Annotated in this window: 25 protein-coding genes; 10 read left to right on the plus strand and 15 right to left on the minus strand. The window is 60.1% G+C overall.

From position 1 onward, the window contains the following. The coding region (locus tag H585_RS0116080; protein WP_027368574.1) for an IS5 family transposase at nt 1-320 on the plus strand (320 nt) is incomplete at its 5' end. A 28-nt stretch (nt 321-348) separates the two neighbouring features. Here H585_RS0116080 and H585_RS0116085 read toward each other — a convergent pair. The 3 genes from H585_RS0116085 to H585_RS0116095 all read right to left on the minus strand — a co-directional run bounded on the left by H585_RS0116085 (nt 349) and on the right by H585_RS0116095 (nt 3,416). Further along, on the minus strand, nt 349-732 hold the full coding sequence (locus tag H585_RS0116085; protein WP_027368575.1) for a DnaJ family domain-containing protein: 384 nt from the start codon (nt 730-732) through the stop codon (nt 349-351). A 431-nt stretch (nt 733-1,163) separates the two neighbouring features. Next, nucleotides 1,164-2,243 carry a D-glycero-beta-D-manno-heptose-7-phosphate kinase gene (rfaE1, locus tag H585_RS0116090; RefSeq protein WP_102046964.1) on the minus strand — a complete coding sequence of 360 codons (1,080 nt, stop codon included), beginning with the start codon at nt 2,241-2,243 and terminating at the stop codon, nt 1,164-1,166. A 255-nt stretch (nt 2,244-2,498) separates the two neighbouring features. Then, nucleotides 2,499-3,416: a ParB/RepB/Spo0J family partition protein gene (locus H585_RS0116095; protein WP_027368577.1), complete on the minus strand. Its 918-nt coding sequence runs from the start codon at nt 3,414-3,416 to the stop codon at nt 2,499-2,501. A gap of 115 nt (nt 3,417-3,531) precedes the next feature. Between H585_RS0116095 and H585_RS0116100 the strand changes: the two genes are divergently transcribed. Beyond that, a complete protein-coding gene (locus tag H585_RS0116100; RefSeq protein ID WP_027368578.1) occupies nt 3,532-3,996 on the plus strand; it encodes a hypothetical protein in 465 nt (154 codons plus the stop codon). Between the two features lie 104 nt (nt 3,997-4,100). Here the strand turns inward: H585_RS0116100 and H585_RS0116105 are convergent, their stop codons facing one another. The 7 genes from H585_RS0116105 to H585_RS0116135 all read right to left on the minus strand — a co-directional run bounded on the left by H585_RS0116105 (nt 4,101) and on the right by H585_RS0116135 (nt 10,819). Further along, nucleotides 4,101-4,877 (minus strand): ParA family protein, encoded by a 777-nt coding sequence (locus H585_RS0116105; RefSeq protein ID WP_027368579.1) that lies wholly within the window; start codon nt 4,875-4,877, stop codon nt 4,101-4,103. A gap of 199 nt (nt 4,878-5,076) precedes the next feature. Continuing rightward, nucleotides 5,077-5,373 carry a GAK system XXXCH domain-containing protein gene (locus H585_RS0116110; protein ID WP_014259232.1) on the minus strand — a complete coding sequence of 99 codons (297 nt, stop codon included), beginning with the start codon at nt 5,371-5,373 and terminating at the stop codon, nt 5,077-5,079. Between the two features lie 219 nt (nt 5,374-5,592). Then, nucleotides 5,593-6,348 (minus strand): slipin family protein, encoded by a 756-nt coding sequence (locus H585_RS0116115; protein WP_014259233.1) that lies wholly within the window; start codon nt 6,346-6,348, stop codon nt 5,593-5,595. A gap of 149 nt (nt 6,349-6,497) precedes the next feature. After that, complete coding sequence (locus tag H585_RS0116120; protein ID WP_027368580.1) at nt 6,498-7,760, minus strand: NfeD family protein; 1,263 nt, start codon at nt 7,758-7,760, stop codon at nt 6,498-6,500. Nucleotides 7,761-8,303: 543 nt separating this feature from the next. After that, complete coding sequence (locus H585_RS0116125; protein WP_027368581.1) at nt 8,304-9,149, minus strand: hypothetical protein; 846 nt, start codon at nt 9,147-9,149, stop codon at nt 8,304-8,306. Continuing rightward, nucleotides 9,125-10,345: a bifunctional phosphopantothenoylcysteine decarboxylase/phosphopantothenate--cysteine ligase CoaBC gene (gene coaBC / locus H585_RS0116130; protein ID WP_027368582.1), complete on the minus strand. Its 1,221-nt coding sequence runs from the start codon at nt 10,343-10,345 to the stop codon at nt 9,125-9,127. Before coaBC ends, H585_RS0116125 begins: the two co-directional genes overlap by 25 nt. 9 nt (nt 10,346-10,354) lie before the next feature. Next, a complete protein-coding gene (locus H585_RS0116135; RefSeq protein ID WP_014259237.1) occupies nt 10,355-10,819 on the minus strand; it encodes a hypothetical protein in 465 nt (154 codons plus the stop codon). 147 nt (nt 10,820-10,966) lie between these two features. On the opposite strand from H585_RS0116135, the gene queA reads away from it, so the two are divergent. From queA to H585_RS0116160, 5 genes are all read left to right on the plus strand, one after another. Further along, nucleotides 10,967-12,058, plus strand: a complete 1,092-nt coding sequence (queA, locus tag H585_RS0116140; RefSeq protein WP_027368583.1) for a tRNA preQ1(34) S-adenosylmethionine ribosyltransferase-isomerase QueA — start codon at nt 10,967-10,969, stop codon at nt 12,056-12,058. Between the two features lie 250 nt (nt 12,059-12,308). Then, complete coding sequence (locus tag H585_RS0116145; RefSeq protein ID WP_027368584.1) at nt 12,309-12,557, plus strand: 4Fe-4S dicluster domain-containing protein; 249 nt, start codon at nt 12,309-12,311, stop codon at nt 12,555-12,557. Beyond that, nucleotides 12,554-13,630: a 3-methyl-2-oxobutanoate dehydrogenase subunit VorB gene (locus tag H585_RS0116150; RefSeq protein WP_027368585.1), complete on the plus strand. Its 1,077-nt coding sequence runs from the start codon at nt 12,554-12,556 to the stop codon at nt 13,628-13,630. The genes H585_RS0116145 and H585_RS0116150 overlap by 4 nt, the downstream gene beginning before the upstream one ends. Beyond that, nucleotides 13,630-14,397 carry a thiamine pyrophosphate-dependent enzyme gene (locus H585_RS0116155; protein ID WP_005984240.1) on the plus strand — a complete coding sequence of 256 codons (768 nt, stop codon included), beginning with the start codon at nt 13,630-13,632 and terminating at the stop codon, nt 14,395-14,397. The genes H585_RS0116150 and H585_RS0116155 overlap by 1 nt, the downstream gene beginning before the upstream one ends. Next, on the plus strand, nt 14,398-14,940 hold the full coding sequence (locus tag H585_RS0116160) for a 2-oxoacid:acceptor oxidoreductase family protein (RefSeq protein ID WP_027368586.1): 543 nt from the start codon (nt 14,398-14,400) through the stop codon (nt 14,938-14,940). 276 nt (nt 14,941-15,216) lie between these two features. On the opposite strand, the gene H585_RS0116170 is transcribed toward H585_RS0116160, so the two are convergent. The 4 genes from H585_RS0116170 to H585_RS0116185 all read right to left on the minus strand — a co-directional run bounded on the left by H585_RS0116170 (nt 15,217) and on the right by H585_RS0116185 (nt 19,685). Continuing rightward, on the minus strand, nt 15,217-17,451 hold the full coding sequence (locus H585_RS0116170; RefSeq protein ID WP_027368588.1) for a vitamin B12-dependent ribonucleotide reductase: 2,235 nt from the start codon (nt 17,449-17,451) through the stop codon (nt 15,217-15,219). Between the two features lie 364 nt (nt 17,452-17,815). Then, nucleotides 17,816-18,235, minus strand: a complete 420-nt coding sequence (locus tag H585_RS0116175) for a DUF2267 domain-containing protein (protein WP_027368589.1) — start codon at nt 18,233-18,235, stop codon at nt 17,816-17,818. Between the two features lie 305 nt (nt 18,236-18,540). Next, nucleotides 18,541-19,221, minus strand: coding sequence for a BON domain-containing protein (locus tag H585_RS0116180; protein WP_027368590.1), 681 nt, complete (start codon nt 19,219-19,221; stop codon nt 18,541-18,543). Between the two features lie 23 nt (nt 19,222-19,244). Further along, nucleotides 19,245-19,685: a DUF2267 domain-containing protein gene (locus tag H585_RS0116185; protein ID WP_027368591.1), complete on the minus strand. Its 441-nt coding sequence runs from the start codon at nt 19,683-19,685 to the stop codon at nt 19,245-19,247. A gap of 220 nt (nt 19,686-19,905) precedes the next feature. Between H585_RS0116185 and aroC the strand changes: the two genes are divergently transcribed. The 3 genes from aroC to H585_RS23745 all read left to right on the plus strand — a co-directional run bounded on the left by aroC (nt 19,906) and on the right by H585_RS23745 (nt 22,016). After that, nucleotides 19,906-20,961, plus strand: a complete 1,056-nt coding sequence (gene aroC, locus H585_RS0116190) for a chorismate synthase (protein WP_027368592.1) — start codon at nt 19,906-19,908, stop codon at nt 20,959-20,961. Between the two features lie 124 nt (nt 20,962-21,085). After that, nucleotides 21,086-21,445 carry a helix-turn-helix domain-containing protein gene (locus tag H585_RS23740; RefSeq protein WP_244432583.1) on the plus strand — a complete coding sequence of 120 codons (360 nt, stop codon included), beginning with the start codon at nt 21,086-21,088 and terminating at the stop codon, nt 21,443-21,445. A gap of 31 nt (nt 21,446-21,476) precedes the next feature. Then, entirely contained in the window at nt 21,477-22,016 is a 540-nt protein-coding gene (locus tag H585_RS23745; RefSeq protein ID WP_244432586.1) for an IS630 family transposase, read from the plus strand. Nucleotides 22,017-22,083: 67 nt separating this feature from the next. On the opposite strand, the gene H585_RS0116200 is transcribed toward H585_RS23745, so the two are convergent. Then, nucleotides 22,084-23,058 (minus strand): TraB/GumN family protein, encoded by a 975-nt coding sequence (locus H585_RS0116200; protein ID WP_027368594.1) that lies wholly within the window; start codon nt 23,056-23,058, stop codon nt 22,084-22,086. Between the last annotated feature and the right edge of the window lie 116 nt (nt 23,059-23,174).

Genomic DNA, 23,174 nt, shown 5'->3' on the forward strand with positions numbered 1-23,174 from the left:
CCCCGCAAGGCCGGCGTCTGCTGACAATGCTGGGCGGCCCGCCGACTGACTCATGCCCCTTGCTCATGGATGGAGCCTATGAGGGCAATGAAACAAGAACTCTGAGCCGGGATTTGGGTTTTGTTCCCGTGGTTCCTCCAAACCCCAATCGCTTGGAACCCTGGGAATATGACAAGGAGCTGTACAAAAAGCGCAATGAGATAGAGCGTCTATTCAGACGACTCAAAGGTTACAGGCGCATTTTTACCCGCTACGACAAGCTCGATGTCATGTACCTTGGCTTTCTCACCTTGGCACTAATTGTAGAGGCGCTCAGATAGCGTTAACAGGCCCTAGAAACTTGTATTATTAGCTTTTCTTCACCACGCTGACCTTGCTTACGGCTTTCTCGAAGTAAACTTGCTGCTCCTCGAGCGCAATCGGCCGCTTACGTCTCATGTTGGCCTTCATGATGAGTAGGTTGAGCTTCTCCATCTGGCGGTAGCGCTCCTGCTCTTCCGTCAAGCTCGCCAACAAATCCTTGGCCTGCTGGATTTCCTTGCGCTCTTCAAGCTCGGGAGGCAGGCAGCCGGAGTTTTTGAGAATCTTGTATGACATGCGCAGTTCCTGTGGGATGTGTGATTCATCCTCCAGTTTCAGGGGCTTGCCGGCACCCGGCAGATTGTTGAACTCACCCTCGCGCACGGCTTCCTGGATACGCTCTTCGGCTAAGATGTGCAGAGCCCAAAACATGGCAATCCAGCTTATCCTCCGGTTGCGGGCTGGCGGCTGTGGCGCAGCCAACCCAATATTCACGGCCGAATTCAGGCCCACAATATATCAAGATTCACTCGACGACACGTCTCAACACCTGCTCCGGCGGCTCGCCAATCGCCCGGAGGACAAGCCGCCCAGATTCTCCTTAGAGCATGTATGGACCCGGCCCCGATGGCAAGAGACCTCTTCAGTGCGTACGGATCGAATGCAGCCATGTATCCGGCCTGGGGTTGTCCCGGCCCTTATGGAATTCGCGCTTCCGCTCCTTTACAGATTGCCGGCCTTATCAGGCCTCTGCTCTAGCCAAACAGACCAAAGTTGTTACTACCGCCGACCTTGCTTCGACCTTTGCGGCGGAGCAAGATCGATCATGGTGAGAATAAGGCCACGCAAGCAACACCGCAACCTTACCCCGCGCCATGATTGAGCCAAAGTCGCGCTTCGGGCTTGGGCAAGGAGTTGATGGCTTCGCGAAGCTGCTCCAGATTTGCAGTGGCCGTGCCCACCTGTCCCACGACGATACCCGCGGCATAGTTGGCCAGCACGCATGACTCGATGAGACTCAAGCCCGAGGCCACGCCGAGGCCCAGGGTAGCGATGACCGTATCGCCGGCGCCGGTCACGTCATACACCTTTTGGGCGAAGGTCGGGATGTGCAGGGCATGATCCTGGCGCTCGAATAATGCCATGCCTTCGGGTCCAAGAGTGATGAGCAGATGCCTGAGCTGCAGGCGTCGGAACAAGGCCTCGGCGGCCGCAAGAATTCCTTCGCGTCCAACCGGCTTCATGCCCGCGCCTTCGCCCGCTTCCTTGGTATTCGGCGTAATGATGTCCACACCAGTGTACAGATCATAGTTGCGCGTCTTTGGATCGACCATTATCATGGGCGGGTTGGCCATGGATTTTGATGCTGCGCGCAGCATCTCCATGAGTCTGGCCGTGACCACTCCCTTGCCGTAGTCCGAGACAATGACCACCGGGAATTCCGCCATCCGCTCGGCCAGCAGCGCGCCGAGCCGTTCAAGGGTCACGCCGTCCAGCGGCCGGTCGTCCTCGTGGTCCACCCGGCAGACCTGCTGGTTGGCCGCGATGATTCGCGTCTTGACCGTGGTTGGCCTCTCTCTTGTGCGCACGAGGCCCAGTTCCACGCGACAATCACGCAACAGTCCCGCCAGCATCTCCCCGGCTCCATCCTCGCCCGTGACCGTAAGCAGATAGGGTTTGCCGCCAAGGTCCGCCACGTTGCGGGCCACGTTGCCCGCACCGCCGAGCAGATGCCACTCACGCTCAACCTTGAGCACCGGCACGGGCGCTTCGGGCGAAATGCGCTCCACACTGCCGGCCACATACTTGTCGAGCATGCAATCGCCTATGATGAGCACTTTGCCGCCGGCCAGCGCATCAAGCTTCTTGAGCAGCTTTTCAGCCAGCTTACCCGACCTGGCCAATTCTTCCATCCCGGACTCAGTCTGTGTTCCCATATGCAAGAGTAATTTCCTCGTCCTTTATGGCAGCACACACTGAACCAATCCTAGTCCAGAGGTCTACCTTAACTGGAAAAGGCCCTGCGATCAGGGCCTAGTATGTACAGAGTTTTTCAAATTTCTTTTGCGTGCTGGCTGAACCAGCGTTGCACGTCGACTGAGTCGCGCGCATTCCTCAAGGCGCCGTTTTCGACAAGGCTCCTGGGCAATTTGCGGCCCAATTCCGCCAGATAGGAGAACGGCCACCAAGACATAAACCTATTGCATGCTGCCGAACCGCTCGATCAGCCGCTGAAGCTCATCCTGCGAACTGTAGCGGAAGCTGATGCGGCCCTGGCCCTGACTACCTGAAATGTTCACCTTAACGCCGTACGAATTACACAGCAGCTTCTGGATATCGACAAGCGTCGAATCCATGGGCTCACCTTTCTTTCGCTGGCCAGCCCGCGGCTTCACGCCCAGCGTTTGACCTGCCTCAAGTTCGGGCAAGGAGCCGTTCTTCTTCCACCAGGAGGCCATGGCCTCGGCTTGGCGCACCGAAAGTTGCCCTTCGACGATGCGTCTGCGCATCTCTTCCTGGGCTTCGGGTTCAGTCACGGCCATGATGGCCCGACCATGCCCCGCAGTGAGCACTCCGTTGCCCAAGTCCACCTGCACGTTGTCCGGGAGCTGCAAAAGCCTCAGCGTATTGGTCACCGCCGAGCGGCTCTTGCCGATTTTTTTTGCCAAATCTTCCTGACTGCAGGACAGTCGCTCCTGAAGTTCGCGCAGGCCGCGAGCCTCTTCCATGGGATTCAGATCTTCGCGCTGAAGATTCTCGATGAGGGCTATGGCCAGACTTTCTTCCTGGGATAGCTCCTTGATGAGCGCCGGTATCTGAGTCAGTCCAGCTTTCCTCGAAGCGCGCCAGCGGCGCTCGCCAGCCACGATTTCATATCGCATCTCCACGTCACCGCGGATTGGACGCACGAGGATAGGCTGGAGCACTCCCTGACTCTTGATGGATTCCGTGAGCTCATCGAGCCCCGAATCCGAAAACACAGTGCGGGGCTGGTCTGGATTGGGTCGGATGACATCGAGCTGGAGCATTCTGACTTCCGGACTATTCAGGTCCGTCTTTCCGCCCCCCAGCAAAGCATCCAACCCTCTTCCAAGTCCACGCGCAGGTCCTGCCATGACACTTCTCCTCATTCATATCCTTGACTTACTCTATCAGCTGCCTAGGTTGACCCAACGCGCAGCAAGCACGCACGCGGCAGCTACCTTACCGTCCACCCCCCGGAGGAGACAGATGGATACCAAGTCCGACATTCTCTATCTCTGCAACGCACAGGGCGAAGTCTTGTCCGTACAGCTACCGATTCAGGTCTGGACCCAGATCGAAGCCAAGGTCATGCCACTGGTTCGAGAAGCTCTGGGCAAATCGGCCGAGCCTGAAGAAGAGTCCCTGCCGCCGGAGCCCATGACCGACTGGCAAACACTGGTCGAGTACTGGGACTTCAAGTACCCCGTCAATACCGAAGTACACTGTGACGTGTGCGCCAGCAGCACCGAGGACTGGATCAAGGACGAGCCTCGCAAGTTCTGGCTCCGGGCCTGCAATCTGGGTGGCTTGCTCCGCTATCGTTGCCTGAACTGCCAAGCCATGATTACCAAGCGGCTATACAAGGACAAGATCAAGTTCGAGGCCAAGCCGGAGCAAGAAAAAGATCCTCTTCTCAATGCCGTCTATGGAAGCGGCTCGACTCGCAAATAGGGCAGCCGTTCTTCCGTCCGGGGAGGGAGGTCCCTCCCCGCCGTACCCTCTTCAATGACCGCGGCACGCGGAAAGACGAGTGACATTCCACCTGGCCAGCCGACTCAAGCGATCGATTCCACTTCTTTATCCACCAACTCCTGCGCCAGGGACAAATACGCCTGCGCACCCACGGATTTGATGTCGTAGGAGATGATCGGCTTGCCAAAACTTGGCGCCTCGGACAGGCGCACATTGCGCGGCACGATTGTCTCGAACATCTTGTCGGGAAAAGATCGACGGACTTCGTTCTTGACCTGACCGGAAAGCCGGTTCCGCTTGTCATACATGGTCAAAACCACACCTGAGACCTCAAGGTCGGGATTCAGACGTTTCTTGACGATGTTGTACGTGCGCATGAGCTGAGCTATGCCCTCTAGTGCATAGTACTCGCACTGCAGTGGGATAAGCAGTTCCTTCGCCGCGCATAGGGCATTGACCGTGGTTAGCCCCAATGAGGGGGGGCAATCCATGATGATGTAGTCATACTTGTCCCGAAGCCCCGCCAGCACCTCGCTGAGATAGTACTCCCGACCAAGCTTCTCAATGAGCTCGATCTCTAGGCCTACCATATCCGTACTGGCGGGCATGAGAGAGAGGTAGGGCAATTCGGTCTTATATATTGCCTTCTCGGCCTCTGCGGGCTCAAAAAAGACATGGTAGAGACTTGGACCCTCACGATCCTGGTAATAGCCGAGCCCACTAGAGGCATTGGCCTGAGGATCGCAATCCACCAGCAAGACCTGCCGTTCCATGACGGCCAGACATGCAGCCAAATTCACTGCGGTTGTTGTCTTGCCAACGCCGCCCTTCTGGTTCGCGATAACGATCTGTCGCGCCACATCCACCTCTCTTCAATTTGCTGTACGGCTACTGGGCATTCCCGTGAAGAGTACGGTTTATGTTTCACGTGAAACATAAACCGCTTCGTTCGACTCAATGATTTGCTCCATACTCGACCAGCAGCGGAAAGAGAAGTGGAAGTTTGCAAGAAAAGGCGTTGGGCGGGAAAACGAATCCATCAAGCTGGCGCGGAGTCGGCTATGGCCGACTCCGGAAAGAACGGTGGCAATAGTTCTGCGCATCGTTAAGAGAATCTACGAGCATGATGACTTCTTCGAGATGCTTCCGCCTTGCGGCCTGGTTAAGTTGATCCGCCAAAAGGCAGAAGTCTTCAACCTCCCCCGCCCACTCGTCCTGCGCTTGCGCATGAAACAGTCGTGACAAACGGACGAACTGCTCGACGTCATGCTTGTTCGGCAAATCGCCATCCGCAACGGCGGTCTTGATCCTCTCAAAGACTTCGGAAAGGCTTTGCTTAAGTGACCGGAAGTTCATGTTGGCTTGTCCACATGCGGTGTAGGTGTAAGGTCATATAAGGGATGGTGGTTCACCATCCCATAAAGGAGGTGATAAAGAGGTGTCAAGTCTCCCAAAGCATGTATCATGCGCAACATAAAAAGAAGCACTTATCTTTGCCGGCGTGCTGCGCTAACGCACGAACATCTATGAAACCATTAGCTTTGCATTGCCAGAGGCGTCACTGAAGACCTGCACTTATCCGCCCGTCTTACTCTTGCCGAACAGACCCATGATGTCTCCCAGTGGCAGGGGAATGATCGTCGCGGTCTTGCCCTCCCCAGATAGTTCGCTGAGGGTTTGCAGATACCGCAGTTGCAAAGCAGACGGATGCCTGCCGATAATTTCGGCTGCCTGGGCCAGACGATCGGCAGCCTGAAACTCGGCTTCAGCCCGGATGACCTTGGCCCTGCGTTCACGCTCGGCTTCGGCCTGTTGGGCCATGGCCCGCTGCATCTCCTGGGGTAAGTCAATGTGCTTTACCTCGACATTGGAAACCTTGATGCCCCAAGGATCGGTCTGTTCGTCGAGTATGGCCTGGATACGGCTGTTGACCTCGTCGCGATGCGTAAGCAGGTCGTCCAACTCTACGCTGCCGCACACGCTACGCAGAGTGGTCTGGGCGAGTTGGGATGTCGCGAAGAGATAGTCCTCCACTTCTATGATGGCCTTCACGGAGTCGAGAACCCGGAAGTAGATGACCGCGTTGACCTTGACGCTTACGTTGTCCTTGGTGATGACATCCTGGGAAGGTACGTCCAAGGTCACGAGCCTGAGGGGAACGCGAACGAAACGGTCAATAACCGGGATTATAATGATCAACCCTGGCCCCTTGGCGCCTATAATTCGACCCAGGCGGAAAACCACAGCCCGCTCGTATTCCGCGAGCACTTTTACCATGGCTACAAGGAGCAGGATCACAATGATGACCAAGGGGAGCAAATTGAAGAGCATGCTGCGACCTCCATTGAATGCAGGGTCTGAGCTCCGCCAAAGCGTCAAGGCCAGCCCTGCTAAAAACATAATTGCCGCCGACCCGATGTTTAGGGCGAATGATTGCTGCGGTCTTATGCACGCATGCGGAGCGTCCGCTTGCGGATAGGTTAATCAAGCCGATCTACCCCTGCGCTCGACTCGACGCGCTCCACAGTGAGCATCAAACCATCCACTCGTTGTATGCGCACGGTATCGCCCACATTCAGAGCAGAGCCGTCTGCCGTGCGCGCTGACCAAAGCTCGCCATGGGCAAAAACCTGGCCTCGTTTGCCTCGCCAATGCCGCACCGTGGCAATGCTTCCCTCCAGCCCTTCACGTCCGCTGGCCGGCTTGGCGACTTGAGCCTTGGCCGCCAGATAAACTCCAAAGCCCAGGATGGTCGCCACCCCGCCCACCGTGACCACGATGGTGGCAAAAGGCAGGCCCGGTTCTCCGGGACCTGCTGGGAACAGTATGGCCGAGCCAATGAACAGAGCCAGAATACCGGCGACGCTCAACAGCCCGTGGCTGATAAAGGCCAGTTCAAGGAAAAAGAAAACAAGCCCCAGCAGCAGTAGCAGGATGCCGGCGACATTCGTGGACAGGATGGACAGGGCGTACAAGGCCAGCAGCAGGCAGATGCCACCGACAACCCCAGGAAAGAAAGCTCCTGGCGAGACGAACTCGAAGAACAATCCGGCCATTCCGCCAAGTAGAAGGAAATATGCGACTTGTGGATTGAGCAGCCATGCAAGCAGACGATAACGCCAACCTGGAGCGAACTCCTCGATGGCATACTCTTCGGCGCTGAATCCGGACTCCCAGCCAGGCAATGTCTTCTGCCTAGAACCGATTGCCTCAATGAGTTGTTCGGGTGTGGACGCGAGGATATCGACAACCTTGAGTTGCAGGGCCTCCTGGGCGGTAATGGAATCACTCTCCTCCACTGCGCGCATGTACCAGTCCACATTGCGGCCGTGGGCCTGTGCCATGCCGCGCACCATGCTCTTGATGTCGTTGATGGCTTTGCGGGCCATGGTCTCGGGTACGTCCTCGCCGCCCATTCCAACTGGGGTGGCAGCCCCGATAGTGGTTTGCGGCGCCATTGCTGCAATATGCCCTGCAGCGACTATGAACACGCCAGCCGAAGCAGCCCTGGCGCCGGCAGGCCCCACCCAGACAGCCACGGGCACAGTAGAGTTAAGGATGGCCTTGAGGATTCCGCGCATGGCTTCCACTGTGCCGCCAGGAGTATCCAGGCGCACGAGAAGCAGGTCGTAGTCGTCTTCCGCCGCCGCCGCTATAGCCTGGGCCATTAGTTCAGCTTCGGCCGGGCTAATGGCCGCCTCCATCTCCAGGGCCAAGACGCGGAACTTGGTTTCAGAAGGCATAGTCGCAGCCTGGGACATAGCCTGTATCGCAACCTGAAACACAGGCAAAATGCACAGCAGCAAACCAAGGAGAAAAGTCGAACCAGGCCTTAGGATGAATATCCTCTTCATAATCATTACATACGAGCACAGCGAAAAGGGGTCAAGCAAACCTCAATGCTTGATTACGGCCTGGCTGAGAAGCAAGCGAAAGGATCCAGACAGATCTGCCTTATGTGCAGCAGCCAGGAGTGCTAGCTAGTTTTGCCTAGAGCATTTTGCTTTTGAAAATGCTCTGCAAGCCATGCGTCGACATGGCTTGCCGCCGCGCAGGCGTAGGCGCAATTCACTTGCGCCGTCAACGCCGGAGCGGGTGTCTTAAAAGCAATCTGCTCTAATCGAAGTGGGTGTGGAACTGCAGCGATCGAACTCTCAAAGGCTTTGCGTAGTGGATAAGGGCGAGGGCTGCGCTTGCAAAAGGCTGCCACGGCGATTCAAAATCAGCAGGATGGCTGTCGGATAATATGGACAGGCAAGCAAAGGCGGCAGTTACAACAGGAAATATCAGATGCGCAGATCCTTGAGCAGATTCCAAGTCACGGCTTTTAGCTGCCGGTTGTCGGGAAGCATGTCATCCGGCCCGGGCAGGATGACAGCCGTAAGGTCCCCGTGCTGGAAAACGCCCGGAGAAAAAGGCCGGTCAGGGAAAAGCGTCATACAGGCTCGGCGGCCGAAGCAAAGCACGTGCGTTGCGCCGAATTCACGCACGCCCTGCCAGAACAGCGCTGGCTTGGCCAGCATGGTGCCGCCCCGAAACTCGGATACGGGCCAGAAGCCGACCCGCTGCTTATAGGGCAAACTCTTGATGATATTAGCCCAGAGTTGACGCCGGTTGCTGTCGGGCTCGCCGCCGAAATCCTGGGCCAACTCCCAGTAGGTCCACATGGCGCGAACAGGCGGCTTCAAACGTTCCAGGGCATACAGGAATGGGCCGCTCCATGCGCAGGGCTCCGGCGTGCTAGTCGGCTGGTTAGCACCTATGCACCTGCTGGCGTTGCCGGGAGAGATCGTCGAGGACTCGCCCGCTCGGCCGGAAGCTCGGGCATTGATGGATACAGACTGTGTGCGGTGAACGGCTTGGCCTGCAGAATCAGGCTGGGCTGACGCCGAGACAGCCGGTCTATGCGGAGAGAACGGCCTGGACTCGGCCTGGGAATCGCACCTAGCCGGAGTCCGTTGCGCATGGGATGCATCCACGTTGCTATCAACGGCCGAGGGGCTAGCAGTGGAGGAATTGCCGTGCGTGTCGAGCGTCTCGGCCAGCAAGTCCGCGCGGACCAGCTCCAAGCCGGCTTCATGCCAGGCGACCAGATGCGCCGGCAGGCTTAGGGATTCGAAACGATGTCCCATATGCGCCAGGCTACTTCGGGTTTGGGCAGTGAGGGCCAGGTTTCCAGACGGCCATCGCTGCCGATGACTGTCACGGCATTGACCGGCGAATCGAAAGCACCACCTTCGCCGACGATGCTGTTGGCCACGATGAGGTCCAGGTTCTTGGTCTTGAGTTTGGCGCGCGCGTGCGTTTCCAGATCATGGCTCTCGGCCGCGAAGCCCACGAGTGTCTGCCCGGCGAGCTTGCTCGCGCCCAGGGCCTTGAGAATATCGGGATTGGGCAAAAGCTCGATGTTCAGTCCTGCCTCGGCGGAGGCCTTCTTGAACTTGCGCTCGCCGTATGGCTTGGGCCGATAATCAGCCACAGCAGCCGTCAAACAGGCCATGTCCATGCCTGGCCATAGGTCGGTGCAGGCAGTGAACATCTCCTGGGCCGTGGTAACGCACTGGCGAGAAATGGCCGCAGGCAGCCACAGGCTGACCGGGCCAGTCACAACTGTTACCTCGGCGCCACGCAGCCAGGCTGCCACAGCCACGGCACCACCCATGGTGCCGCTGGAGGCGTTGCTCAGGTAGCGCACGGCATCCCAGGGTTCACGTGTGGGGCCAAGGTTCACGAGCACTTTTTTGCCAGCCATGTCCTGCTTGGTCATGGCACGCAGGGTGGCAAAGAGGATATCCAGGGGCTCGGCCAGCCTGCCTTGTCCCTCCTCGCCGCAAGCCATGGCCCCGCTGCCGGGAAGCACTCCGATGCAGCCCCTGCCCAAGAGCCGGGCCCAATTTTCTTGCGTCGCCGGAGCCTGCCACATGCGCGTATTCATGGCCGGCGCGAGCACCACCGGCCCCTGAAAGGCCAGTGCCTGGCAGGAAAGCATGTCGTCGGCCAAGCCGTTGGCCAGCTTGGCCAATGTATTGGCCGAGGCGGGCGCCACCAGCAGGGCGTCCGCGTTCTGAGCCGGCTCAAGATGGCCGAAGGTGTCGATGCCGGCAGGAAACATGCCCGCATAGACCGGAGCAGCGCCCAAGGCCTCGAAGGTCAGCGGCGTAACGAACTGTTGCGCGGAGGCGGTAAGGGTGGCCGAAACGCTCGCGTTGCACTTGAGCAGACCACGCAGAATATCCAGAGTCTTGTACGCGGCGACACTGCCGCATACCCCCAGGTGGGCACGTCTGCCCAGGTAGCTCGAGAAGCGCAAATGCGGGGCAAGGTCCAAGGCAATCCCCTACTTGAGTTCGTTCTTCATCTCGATAACGAGCACTTCCACCTTGGTGTTGGAGAAGCTTTCGTCCAGCACGCTGATGTAGCAGCTCTTGCCGGGCTTCTCGTAGACAAGGATGGACTTTTTGCCCTTGTACGAGCTGTGCTTTCTCCAGCCGTCCTTGGTCAGGTTGCTGTTGAAGAAGTCTACCACCGAAAAGCTATCGACCCGCCCGTTGAAGGTCAGATTGCCGGTCTTGAACTGCGGGGTCTCGAAAACAAAAGAGCCGTCAACGTCCAACTTGAGATCCTTGGGCACGAGCACATCGTCGAAGTCATAGTAATGATGGGTGGATTGGTACGTGTCCGGGCTCTGCTCGGGCGGCGGCATCTCGTTGCTGCCGGTGCTGCCGGAGCTCCGCATGCCGGCGCAGGAAGTGGCCAGAAGCATTAAACCCATGAGGCAAGAAAGAAGACGAAAATGGGACATGGGAAACTCCGTGACTTGACTTTAGGACCTAAAGCATGAATCTCTTGCCGGTCGAGGACTAGCCAGTGACTTGTAGCCCAGCTTCGGGCAAACCGCAATTTCCGGCGCTGTAATGCCAGTGTGCCATGCGCCGTCTTCTGTAAACCCATGTCGCATATTCCTGAATCCTGCGATCTGCAGAGCTACTGCTTCGAGCTGCCAGAGGAGCTCATCGCCCAGCAGCCAGGCCAAAGCCGTGAGGCTTCTCGGCTCATGGTCCTGGATCGAGCCTCTGGCCACAGACGCATAGTGCCTTTTGCCGATATCGGGGCATTCCTGCCGCCTGGCGCGCTGCTCGTGGCCAACAATTCCCGCGTGCTGCCGGCGCGCATGTTCGGCCACAAGCCTACGGGCGGCCGCGTGGAATTCCTGTTGCTCACCCCCCTGCCTCTGCTGGCCGCCAAAGAACCTGATGCCGACGGATTCAGCAGTGCACAGGCCGAGGGCCTGCTGCGTTCGGCCAAAAAGCCGAAACCAGGCGAGCGCATCGAGTTCAGCGACGACTTCCACCTTGTCGTAGAAGCACGCGGTGATTTCGGCAAATCACAAGTCACGCTGCATTGGCGAGACGATCTGGCCGCCCATTTCATGCGCCAGGGCCATCTGCCGCTGCCGCCCTATATCCGCAGACCCGACACCGATTCCGACCGCGAGCGCTACCAGACGGTCTACAGCCGCAAGGACAAACTCGGCTCGGCGGCCGCACCAACGGCCGGGTTGCACTTCTCTACAAAGCTCAAAGCCGAACTTGCAGAGGCCGGTTTCGCCTGGGCCGAGTTGACGCTTTATGTGGGCTACGGCACCTTCAGCCCCGTGCGCGTGCGCGACATTCGCGAGCACACGATGCACCGCGAGTATATCGAGATTCCGGAGGCGACTGCCGTTGCCATCCGCGAAGCCAAATCCCGGGGCCGCCCCGTGGTGGCCGTGGGCACCACGAGCGCCCGTGCCCTGGAAGGCGCCTTCGCCCAGACCGGTTGCGTGGCGGCCTTTACAGGCTGGACCGACATTTTCATGCGTCCCGGTTACGAGTTCAATGTCGTGGAGCGGTTGCTGACCAATTTCCATCTGCCCGGCTCGTCGCTCATCATGCTCGTGTCAGCCTTGGCGGGTCGGGAAGCGGTCCAGGATGCTTATCGGCATGCCGTGCAGGAGCGCATGCGCTTCTTTTCCTATGGCGATGCCATGCTAGTGCTCTAGCCGGGCAGGCTGTGGACATTTTTGAAGATATCTGCTTGTGAATGAGTTTTGGCATTGAATCGGGAGAGGGTTTTAACTGCTAGAGCGGCTCGCTCCTCTCCCGAACCCACTCCCGCCAGGGGGAAGCACCCCCTGGACCCGCATTTTTTCATGCGGAAAAAACGGGGGTCCGGGGGAGCCGTTGCTCCACCGGGCAGGGGCGCGGGGACGATAGTCCCCGATCATATCAGCTACGCAGCAAGGAGTCGGCATGTCACGTATTGCGATTCAGGAGGAGCGCTGTAAAGGCTGCCTCTTGTGCACGCTCGTGTGCCCCAAGAAGATCATCGTTCAGTCCGAGCGCATCAACCGCTTCGGCTACAAAGTGGCCGAGGTCCGCGAGGGCAACATGGACAAGTGCACGGGCTGCGCCTCGTGCGCCATGATCTGCCCGGATTACGCCATCGAGGTCTGGAAGACGGTAAAGGCCAAGGCCGAAGCCGAGGAGGTGCAGGAATGAGCCAGGAGCGCATCTTCATCAAGGGTAACGAAGCCGTAGCCAGGGGCGCGCTAGCAGCCGGCTGCAAGTGCTACTTCGGTTACCCCATCACTCCGCAGAACGAGATCCCGGAGTTCATGTCCTCGGCCATCTTCGAGGTCGGCGGCCAGTTCGTGCAGGCAGAGAGCGAGGTGGCGGCGGCCAACATGCTCCTTGGCGCTGCCGCTGCCGGCGTGCGCGCCATGACCTCCTCCTCCAGCCCGGGCATGTCCCTCAAGCAGGAGGCCATCTCCTACATGGCCGGCAGTGAGTTGCCTGCGGTCATCGTGAACATGAACCGTGGCGGCCCAGGCCTGGGCGACATTGGCCCGGCCCAGGGCGACTACTACCAAGCCACGCGTGGTGGCGGCCATGGCGACTACCGCACCCTGGTGCTCGCGCCCGCCACCTGCCAGGAGGGCTATGACATGACCGTCCTGGCCTTCGACCTTGCCTACAAGTACCGCAATCCCGTGCTCATTCTGGGCGACGCCATCCTGGGCCAAATGAAGGAGCCCGTGGCCACCTGGCAGCCCGAGCCCGTGGCGGCGGACGAGGCGGCGGACTGGTGCCTCACCGGCGCCAAGGGCCGCGAAAAGCGGCTGCTCAAGTCGCTCTATCTGGATGAAGGCGCGCTGGCCGGCCACAACCGCAGGCTTCAGGCCAAGTACAAATCCATGGAAGCCGAGGTGCGTTTCGAAGAGTTCCAGACTGCCGACGCCGAACTGGTGGTGGTTGCCTATGGCTCCATCGGCCGCATCGCCAAGAGCGCCGTGCGCTCTCTGCGTAAGGCCGGGCACAAGATCGGCCTGCTGCGGCCCATCACGCTCTACCCCTTCCCTTCCGCAGCTCTGGCGGCGCTTGCGGCCGAGGGCAAGCGTTTCCTGACCGTCGAGCACAACCTGGGCCAGATGGTGGACGATGTGCGCCTGGCCGTGCGCAGACATGCCGACAGCGAGTTCTTCGGCGTCATGCCCGGCAACCTGCCCGTTCCCGACGATTTCGAGGGACCCATCCTCAAGACCCTGGCCGGCGAGAGCCTGGAGGCCTGCTAATGTACCAGGAAGAAAAGCTTGTCTTCACCAGGCCCGAGAGCGTCATCGACCGGGCCACGCACTATTGTCCCGGCTGCCACCACGGCACCATCCACCGCCTCGTGGGCGAGGTCCTGGACGAAATGGGTTTGCGCGAGCAGTCCATCCTGGTCGCGTCCATCGGTTGCTCCGTGTTCCTGTACAACTACCTGAACGTGGACGCCGTCGAGGCCCCGCACGGCCGTGCTCCGGCCGTGGCCACGGGCGTCAAGCGCGCCAGGCCGGACAACTTCGTGTTCGCCTACCAGGGTGACGGCGACCTGGCCTCCATTGGCCTGGCCGAGATCGTGCACGCGGCCAACCGCGGCGAGAAGATGTCCATCATTTTCGTCAACAACACGGTTTACGGCATGACCGGCGGCCAGATGGCGCCCACCACCATGGCAGGCCAGAAAACCACCACCTGCCCCGGCGGCCGCTGCGCCGAGCGCGAAGGCATGCCGCTCAAGATGGCCGAGATGATCGGCACGCTGGACGCCGTGGCCTACTCCGCGCGCGTGGCGGTTGACTCGGTCAAGCACCTGCGCACAGCCAAGAAGGCCATCCGCAAGGTCTTCGAGTGCCAGACCAAGGGATTGGGCTTCGGCTTCGTGGAGCTGCTGTCCACCTGCCCGACCAACTGGCGCATGACCCCGGTGCAGGCCAACGAGCGCATCGCCAACGAGCTGATCCCCTACTTCCCGCTGGGAGTATACAAGGACGCCACGGCCGGCGAGGAGGGCAAGTAGATGTACATGGACGCCATCATCGCGGGCTTCGGCGGCCAGGGCGTCATGCTCATTGGCAACCTACTGGCCTATGCAGGCATGACCCAAGGCCTCAACGTGACCTACATCCCGGTCTACGGGCCGGAGATGCGCGGCGGAACGGCCAACTGCACCGTGGTCGTGTCCGATGACGATATCGGTTCGCCCATCATCCACCGCCCGAAAAGCCTCATTGTCATGAACCGTCCTTCGCTGGACAAGTTCCAGTCCAGGCTGCAGGACGGCGGTATCCAGATCATCAATTCCTCGCTGATCGACGCCAGTCTGACCGAGCAGGAGCGCGTGCGCACGGTGCTCGTGCCGGCCAACGAGATCGCCGACAAAGTCGGCAACTCGCGCATGGCCAACATGGTCGCCCTGGGCGCATACATCCAGGCTACGGGCGTCCTGCCGCTGCAGGCGGTCAAGGACAGCCTGGGCAGCGTCATCTCCAGCCACTACGCCAAGCTCATTCCCCAGAACGCCGAGGCATTGCAGGCCGGAGCGGATCACGTGGGAAAGTAGCAGAAAAGAATATGCCTCCGGCGGCTGGGGGGAATCATTCCCCCCAGGCACCCCGGACTTTTGTGAGCGGAATCAGCGCCGAAGCGGCGCTGATTCCGCTCAAACGTTTGGGGCAAGAGGATACGATACTGCCCGAAAAACACAGAGTCGGTTTGATTCAGGCGGAGGAACCGCCTGAATCAAACCGACTCTGTATATGGGGTCCAGGGGGCCTCGCTCCCTGGTGGGTGGGGTTCGGGGAGGGCAACGCCCTCCCCGATTCCTACGTAATCTAAGCTAGCCGCACTTGGTGAAGCCGCAGCCCTTGCAGATATAGCAGCCTTCCTCGAAGACCAGGACCTCGCCGCACTCTACGCAGGTGGGCTGGCCCATGCCGTTGCCGCTGGGCTTGAGCTTCTCGCCCTGCATGTAGCGGGTGCGCAGAATCCAGGCCACTGCGTCGGGAATGGACTTGAGCAGCCGCTTCTTTTCGAAAACCGTGTGCTCGCCGCCGATGCCTTCCAGCTGGTTCACGATGGCCCGCACGGCGATGCCGGAGCGCAGGGCCAGGGACACCAGGCGTCCGATGGCCTCGGCCTTGGCCATGGCAGACTGGCCGGATTTGCCAAGGGTGGCGAAGACCTCGAAGGGTTTGCCGTCAACTTCGTTGACCGTGACGTACATGTCCCCGAAGCCGGTCTTGACCTTTTGGGTGAAGCCGTAGACCACGTCGGGCCGCGGACGAGCGACAAGCCCGTTGGCCGTGGGGGCCTTCTTGGCTTCGGCCTCGCCGGTGCACAGGACCTGGGAGGCTTTGCAGCCGTCACGGTACACGGTCACGCCCTTGCAGCCCATCTCGTAGGCCATCCAGTAAATCTCGCGGATGTCCTCCTCGCTGGCAGAGCTGGGCAGATTCACGGTTTTGGACACGGCATTGTCAGTGAACTTCTGGAAGGCCGCCTGCATCTTGAGATGATAGGTCGGCTCCACATCATGAGCCGTGACAAACACGCGGCGGATATCGTCGGGAAGCAGCTCCATGTGTGCGATGCTGCCCTTCTTGGCCACATCTTCCATGAGCGCCTTGGAATAGCTTTCGGTCTCGCGCAGGGCCTGCTCGAAATAAGGGTTCGCCTCGACGAGCTTCTCGCCGTCCATGACGTTGCGCGTGAAGGACAGGGCGAACAGCGGCTCAATGCCAGAGGAGCAGCCGGCGATGATGGACAAGGTGCCCGTGGGCGCGATGGTCGTGGTGGTGGCGTTGCGGTAGGGCCCGACCTTCTTGTCGGCATAAGTCGACTCGTCATAGGCCGCAAAGGCCCCGCGTTCCTCGGCCAGGATTTTGGAAGCCGCCTTGGACTCGGCCTGCAGGAACTTCATGACCTTTTCGCCCACAATCAGCGCTTCCTGGCTGTTGTAGGGCACGCGCAACTGGAAGAGCAGGTCGGCCCAGCCCATGAGGCCCAGGCCGATCTTGCGGTTCCGGCCGACGGTTTCGGTGATCTTGTCCAGGGGATAACGCGAGGCGTCGATGACGTTATCCAGGAAGCGTACGGCCAGGTGCGTGATGCGCTTGAACTCGTCCCAATCTATGCCATCATCGGAGTTGGGGTCATAGATCGTAGCCAGGTTGATGGAGCCCAGGTTGCAAGCCTCGTAGGGCAGCAGCGGCTGCTCACCGCAAGGATTCGTGGACTCGATCTCACCCTGTTTGGGCGTGGGGTTGTCGCGGTTGATGCGGTCCAGAAAGACTATACCGGGATCGCCGGACTCCCAGGCCTTGCGCACCAGCAGGGCGAAGACCTCGCGGGCGCGCAGGCGGCCGTCCTCCTGCCCGTTCTGGGGCGCGATGAGCGAGTATTCTTCGTCCGCCTCCACGGCCTGCATGAATCTTTCAGTTAGCGCTACGGAAATATTGAAGTTATTCAGCTCGCCTTCACGTTCCTTGCAGCTGATGAACTTGAGAATGTCGGGGTGGTCGACGCGCAGGATGCCCATGTTTGCGCCGCGGCGCGTGCCGCCCTGCTTGACCTGCTCCGTGGCGGTATTGAAGATCTTCATGAATGAGACGGGACCGGAGGCCACGCCGCCCGTGGAGCCCACGCGCGCTCCTTCGCGCCGTAGGCGCGAGAAGGAGAAGCCCGTGCCGCCGCCGGACTTGTGGATGAGCGCTGCGTCGCGCACGGAGGCGAAGATGTCCTCCATGGAGTCGCCCACCGGCAGCACGAAGCAGGCCGCCAGTTGTCCCAGTTCGGTGCCGGCGTTCATGAGCGTCGGCGAGTTGGGCAGGAAACGGAAGCTGGTCATGAGCGAGTAGAACTCGCGTGCCAGGCGGTCCACGTCGAAAGATGACTTGGCGTACTTGGCTTCCTCGGATGCGATGGCCGAGGCCACGCGCCAGAACATGCCCTGCACGTCCTCCACCGGATTGCCGTCGGGTCCCTTGCGCAGGTAGCGCTTGCGCAGAACGATCTCGGCGTTGGGATTGATGGAAGGCTTTTCGATATCGGTAGGCACGACAGGCATGTTCATGGAGTCCTCTGCATTCAAACTGGAATGATGTGAGTGAGGTTCAAACAAATGCGCGGCTCGCAATGCCGAGCAAGTCCGTAATGTACGCCAAGGAGGAAAGGAAATCCATACCCACGATGCGGGAGGCAGTGACTACACGAGCCCTGCCGAGCAGGCAAGGCATGATTTTATACCGATGCGACGATCATTCAGTCGTGAAAAAATGCACCAAACAGGACAAACCCCAAATCCTATGGAAACGAAGGCACCATTTCCGCAGTCGGCGAATCAGCGTCAACACCCAGGAGATCAGGCGTTAAGGATCACCGCCAAGCCCGGCCGGATCTTGAAAAGCCAAGCCATCGACATGAAAGCGCCAGCGCCATTAAGCCGCCAGCAATTCCCGGATCATGGCAGGCGAGGCTTCCGCGATCAGGTCGAGGTCGGGTTTGGGTAAACGCCTGCCCAACACGCGCAGCACGCTACGGGCAACCTGCTCCGGATCGGCCTCTAGGCCGTCGGCGTTTTGAAGCGTGTTGGCCACATCGCCCAGGAAGTCTTCACCAGAAACGTCCACGCTACGAGACGGAGTCCAGCCTCCATAGAAGATGCCGCGCACGACCATTGGCAGCTTGCCGCCCAGAGTCGCCGCCTCGGCAACCGGCAGTCGATCACGCAAGGCCTGCAGCACTGCGCGCAGACACTCGTAGGTATTTTGCTCGTCCAGATCGAGTTCTTCTTGCACCTCGCGCATCCAATCCATGGAATTGATCAGCGCCTGCTCGAATGGGGATATTTTGCTCATCTCGATGTGCTCACTGCCGGGTCTGAAGTGATACAAGCTGTCCACATGACCGAAGATGCGGCTATTCGTGCATGCAGACCATGGAAACCATGGCCTGACGAACGGTGCCGCCAGGGCCAGCCAAAGTCAGCCGAAGTCGGGTGGCGAATGACAGCCATTCCGGCTGCGCAAAAGAAGCCTCGACCAACCGCCTTGGACAACCTGGTGCCGTAATCGCTGTGCCTCAAATCTATCGGATCAATCAGATCCGAGCAAGCGCCGAAACTATCGAGTTCGCGCGTAGGGCCCGCCGCCATGGAGAATCTTCAGCGATAATGGCGCACTACAAGTTGATTATGCACATTGACCACTCCCGGCGTATATGTAGCGGCCAGATAAGCCAAGCGGGCCGCTGCCGGTGAATCCGCCAAGCCCGACAACGTGACGACGCCGTCGTGTACCTCCACGGTAACGCCGGATGGGTCCAGCAGCGCATTGCGCTCCAGGGCAGCCTCCACGGATTCGGCGATGGTGCGGTCCAGCATGTCATGCAGCGGCACCACGGCCAAGTGGTTGGCCACATCCAACACGCCACGTAAGCCCTTTACGATCTCCTCGGCCAGAGCCTTCTTCCAGAAGGCGTTGACCATGCCCATGATGGTGACACGGCCGCCCTGCACCTGCGCGTCCAGGGTCTCGGACTCCAAGTCAGGGCTCCAGCCAAGGGCTGTAAGCACGTTCTCACGCAGCAGGTCGTCTGTCAGCTCATCGCGACCACCGGGATAGATCACGTTCATGGCGTCCTCGACGTGCTCCACTCCCGCCACGTCCCAAGTGTCCATCACCACCGCCCGCCTGGCCAGCAGGCTGGGCAGGGCTCCGGTCAGGCGCACCCGACCGCCGTCCACGCGCACCTCGACCTTGCTGGCATCCACCCGAGCGTCCCAGTACAGCTGATCCACCACGTCCCGCTTGATCTCCTCGTCCGATCTTGCCGACCTGGCCATGTCCCGTCTCCCGCCCGGCCAGGCTAGGCCGCTTGCTGCCACAGGTTGCGCAACTGCTTGGGCAAGGACTGGATCACCTTGTTCAATTCACCACCGCTCACGTGTTTTTCCAGGGAGTGCAGCACCCCGATCGTTATGCGTCGGGGGTCGGTCAGCTTGGGCGTGTTCTGACGGTGCAGTTCGTGCTGTACCCGACCCAGGAACTCCTCCTCGGTATCGATTTTCATCGGCCGGCCCGTAGGCTTCCAACCTTCGAAAAAGAATCCGCGTACGAGCATGGGGAACTGCGCGGCCATGTCGCAGGCCTCGTCCGGGACCAATCTGTCGCGCAGCACGTGCAGCACTGCCCGCAAGACGACATAGGCCTGCTGGTCGTCGTCCAGGTGCAAGTCCTCACGGATGTCCTTAAGCCATTCCTTGGTCTTGATGATGCTGTTATCGAAAGCCGGTATCTGCGTGGTCATGATGCCTCCTCGCGCTTGCCTTTTCATGGTGATGGGCCAGCATAGGCAGGAGCGGGGCTGAGGCAATCGGATGAATGCTCATGGTCATGTCCAAGATCAACCGACACCCTGCCAGATTGAAAGCGCTCCCAAGGGATGACGCCGGAAGCGCAAAGAGGTAGGAACCATCCCATCGGCCACGTCTTTCGCCCCTTAATGACCTTGTCCCAGGAGCACGCGCGTGTCAGGCAGCAGCTTCGGCCAGATGTTTCGACTGACCACTTTCGGCGAATCCCACGGCCCGGCCATCGGCGGCGTTATCGACGGCTGCCCGCCAGGCATCCCCCTGAGCGAAGAGACCATCCAGCAGGAGCTGGACCGCCGCAAGCCCGGCGCGGGCATCGCCTCCACGGCGCGCAAGGAATCGGACCGCATCAGTCTGCTGTCCGGCGTGTTCGAGGGAGTCACCACGGGCACGGCCATCGGCTTCTCCATCGCCAACGAGGACCAGCGCTCGCGCGACTACTCGCAGGTCAAGGATGTCTATCGCCCCGGCCATGCGGACCTGACCTACGACGCCAAGTACGGCCGGCGCGACTACCGTGGCGGCGGCCGGGCCTCGGGACGCGAGACAGCCTGCCGCGTGGCAGGCGGAGCCGTTGCCCAGGCCTTCCTGGCCGCCAGGGGTGTGCGCGTGCGCGCCTACACCCTGGAGCTGGGAGGCATCCCGGCCAGCCGGCTGGACCCCGAAGGAGCCCAGGACCGCGCCTTCTTCAGCCCGGACCCGCAGGCAGTGGCGGCCTGGACCGAGCGCATCAAGGAGGTCAAGGGCCAGGGCGATAGCCTGGGCGGCGTGGTGGAGATTCAGGCTCTGGGTGTGCCGGCAGGCTTGGGAGAACCGGTCTTCGACAAGCTGGACGCACGGCTGGCCTACGCCTGCATGTCCGTGGGCGCGGTCAAGGCCGTGGAGATCGGCGCTGGCGTGCAGTCCGCGCGCATGACCGGCAGCCACAACAACGACCCGATCAGGCCCAGCGGCTTCGCCAGCAACAATGCCGGCGGCATCCTGGGCGGCATCTCCAGCGGCCAGCCCATCATTGTGCGCTGCGCCGTGAAGCCCATCCCGTCCATCTCCCAGGAGCAGCAGACCATCACCCGCGACGGTCAGGCCACCACCATTACCATTGGCGGCCGCCACGACATCTCGGCCATTCCGCGCATCGTGCCGGTGCTCAAGGCTATGGTGCTGCTCACCCTGGCGGACATGTGGATGCTGCAGGCAGCGCGAAGATACTGAAACGAGGCGTAAGAGCCGGGAAGGGCGTTGCCCTCCCCGAACCCCACCCACCAGGGAGCGAGGCCCCCTGGACCCCGCATTTAAAGCAGCTTGCAAATGTGTGGACCGTGATTAGCTGATCAGCATGGCAATCGCATCAGCAGAAATCAGGCAGCGCGCCTTGGCTGCGCGCAGGGCTGGCGAGCACCCCAAGACCATAGCCAAAGTGCTTGGAGTTGGTGAGAGATCCGTTCGCCGTTGGGTTTTCCTGAGCAAATTGGGGCAGACTGCGCCAAAACCCCGTGGGCACCGCCCGCTCGCCTTAAGTGAAGAAGAGATGGCCCGGCTCGATGACCTGGTGAAACAAAGGCCAGATATGACCTTGGAAGAGCTTAAAGCGGCTCTTTCCCGTGATATTCATATCTCGACTGTTCACAGGGCCCTGCGGCGGCTTGGATACAGATGTAAAAAAAACACTGCGAGCCGACGAGCAGGACAGAGCTGACATCAAGTTCGCTCGCCGCATCTGGCGGATCATGCAAAGAGGCATTGATCCGCACCGCTTTGTCTTTTTGGATGAATCGGGCGCGGCTACGAACATGACCAGACTCAGAGGACGGGCCAAAGGCGGACGAAGGTGCCACGACCGAGCCCCTGGCGGGCACTGGAATACCACGACCATGATCTCCTCCATCCGTCTGGATGGCACAACCGAGTGCATGGCCATCAAGGGGTCGACGAGCGGCGTTGTGTTTCGGGAGTATGTACGTGAAGTCCTGACCAAAGCGCTTAGGCCAGGAGACATTGTCGTTGCGGACAATCTGTCGGCACACAGGGACGCGCAGGCAAGAGAGCTGGTCAGGCAAGCCGGAGCCAGATATTGGCCGCTGCCCCCATACTCTCCCGACCTAAATCCGATTGAACAGATGTGGAGCAAAGTGAAAGCCGTCTTGCGAGGACTCAAGGCTCGCACGCAAGAGGCTCTGAACGAGGCGCTGGCGCAGGCCCTGAACAGCATCACTCCCGAAGATGCACTGGGGTGGTTCAGGGCCTGCGGGTATTGGCCAGCTCAATAGAGAACTGCTCTAATGTGTGTATCGCCTTAAGGCGACCCGCATTCCCGGTAAGGTTTCAGGACAGGGCTTAACGGGCGGGGACCTGCCCGGCACGCGATGCCTGCGCGGCTTGACGGGATGGCTGGGTAATGATTTCAGGAACGCCGGATTCGACCTTCGTCAGCACATGGCCCCTTTGTTTCAGCAAAGCCACCAGCCCCTGCTCGCCCACTACATGCCCGGCGCCAACGATCACGAAGGCGGCACGGCCGTTCTTAAGATAACGCTCTATCTTGGCGGCCATGGTCCGGTTGCGCTCAAAGAAAATATGCTCGTGGATGCGCTTGGCCAGCGGGTCGTCACCCAGCCCGGAAAAGATGACCTGCTCAAGAGCTCTAGCGTCTCCAGCACGCCAGGCAGCCAGTATCTCTTTGCCAAGACTGCCGACGGTGTCCAGCTCGTCCAGGGTCTGGGCCAGAAAAGCTTCCTCTTCAGGCGGGTCCATGTCGGCGAAAAGATCGTACTGGGCTTCCAATCCCTCCAGTTCCTCCACCTTCATGCCTCGCGTATGCGCCAAGCGCAGAAAATGCACGTCCACGCCTAAATCCGGATCATAACCAAGCCGGGCCAGTTCGTTGCTCTGGAGCACCAAGGCCAGGGCCCATGGCCGCATGAAGCCGAGATTCCCCAGGTCCACCCCGCGCGCCTTGAGGCGCTCCAGCGTCTTGGCTGGCAGGCGTTGCTCCAGGCTCTCGCCGGCCGGAAGCATGCCGCGCTCCATGAACAGCCGGGCCGCCCGCTCCTCGGCCGGACCGGTCACGTCAGCCTCCACCACCAGGACATCCGAAGCCTCGAAAACACGTTGCAATGCAGGGTCAAGGGGATACAGGCCCGGTTCGGCCAAGTGAATTGAGCCAAGGAGATACAAAGGCTTTTCTCCCTTCACCTGCCACAGGAAGCCGATTCCAGGCCCGGCCCAGGCAGGCGGGCACAAGAGCAGCAGAACGAGCAGGAAAAGCGGGAGGCTGGCAAGCCGAATTCGGCAATGGTGGATGGTAGACATGAGCGTGCGCCTCCTCGTGGACGGGATGGACAATTTGGGTGGAAGATCTTGCCTCCAATAGCGTCCCGTCGGTGGGTTATTGTAATGAACCGGTCCGGCTTTTCCAATCATGCAAA

Source organism: Desulfocurvibacter africanus subsp. africanus DSM 2603 (genome assembly GCF_000422545.1).
GTDB lineage: Bacteria > Desulfobacterota > Desulfovibrionia > Desulfovibrionales > Desulfovibrionaceae > Desulfocurvibacter > Desulfocurvibacter africanus.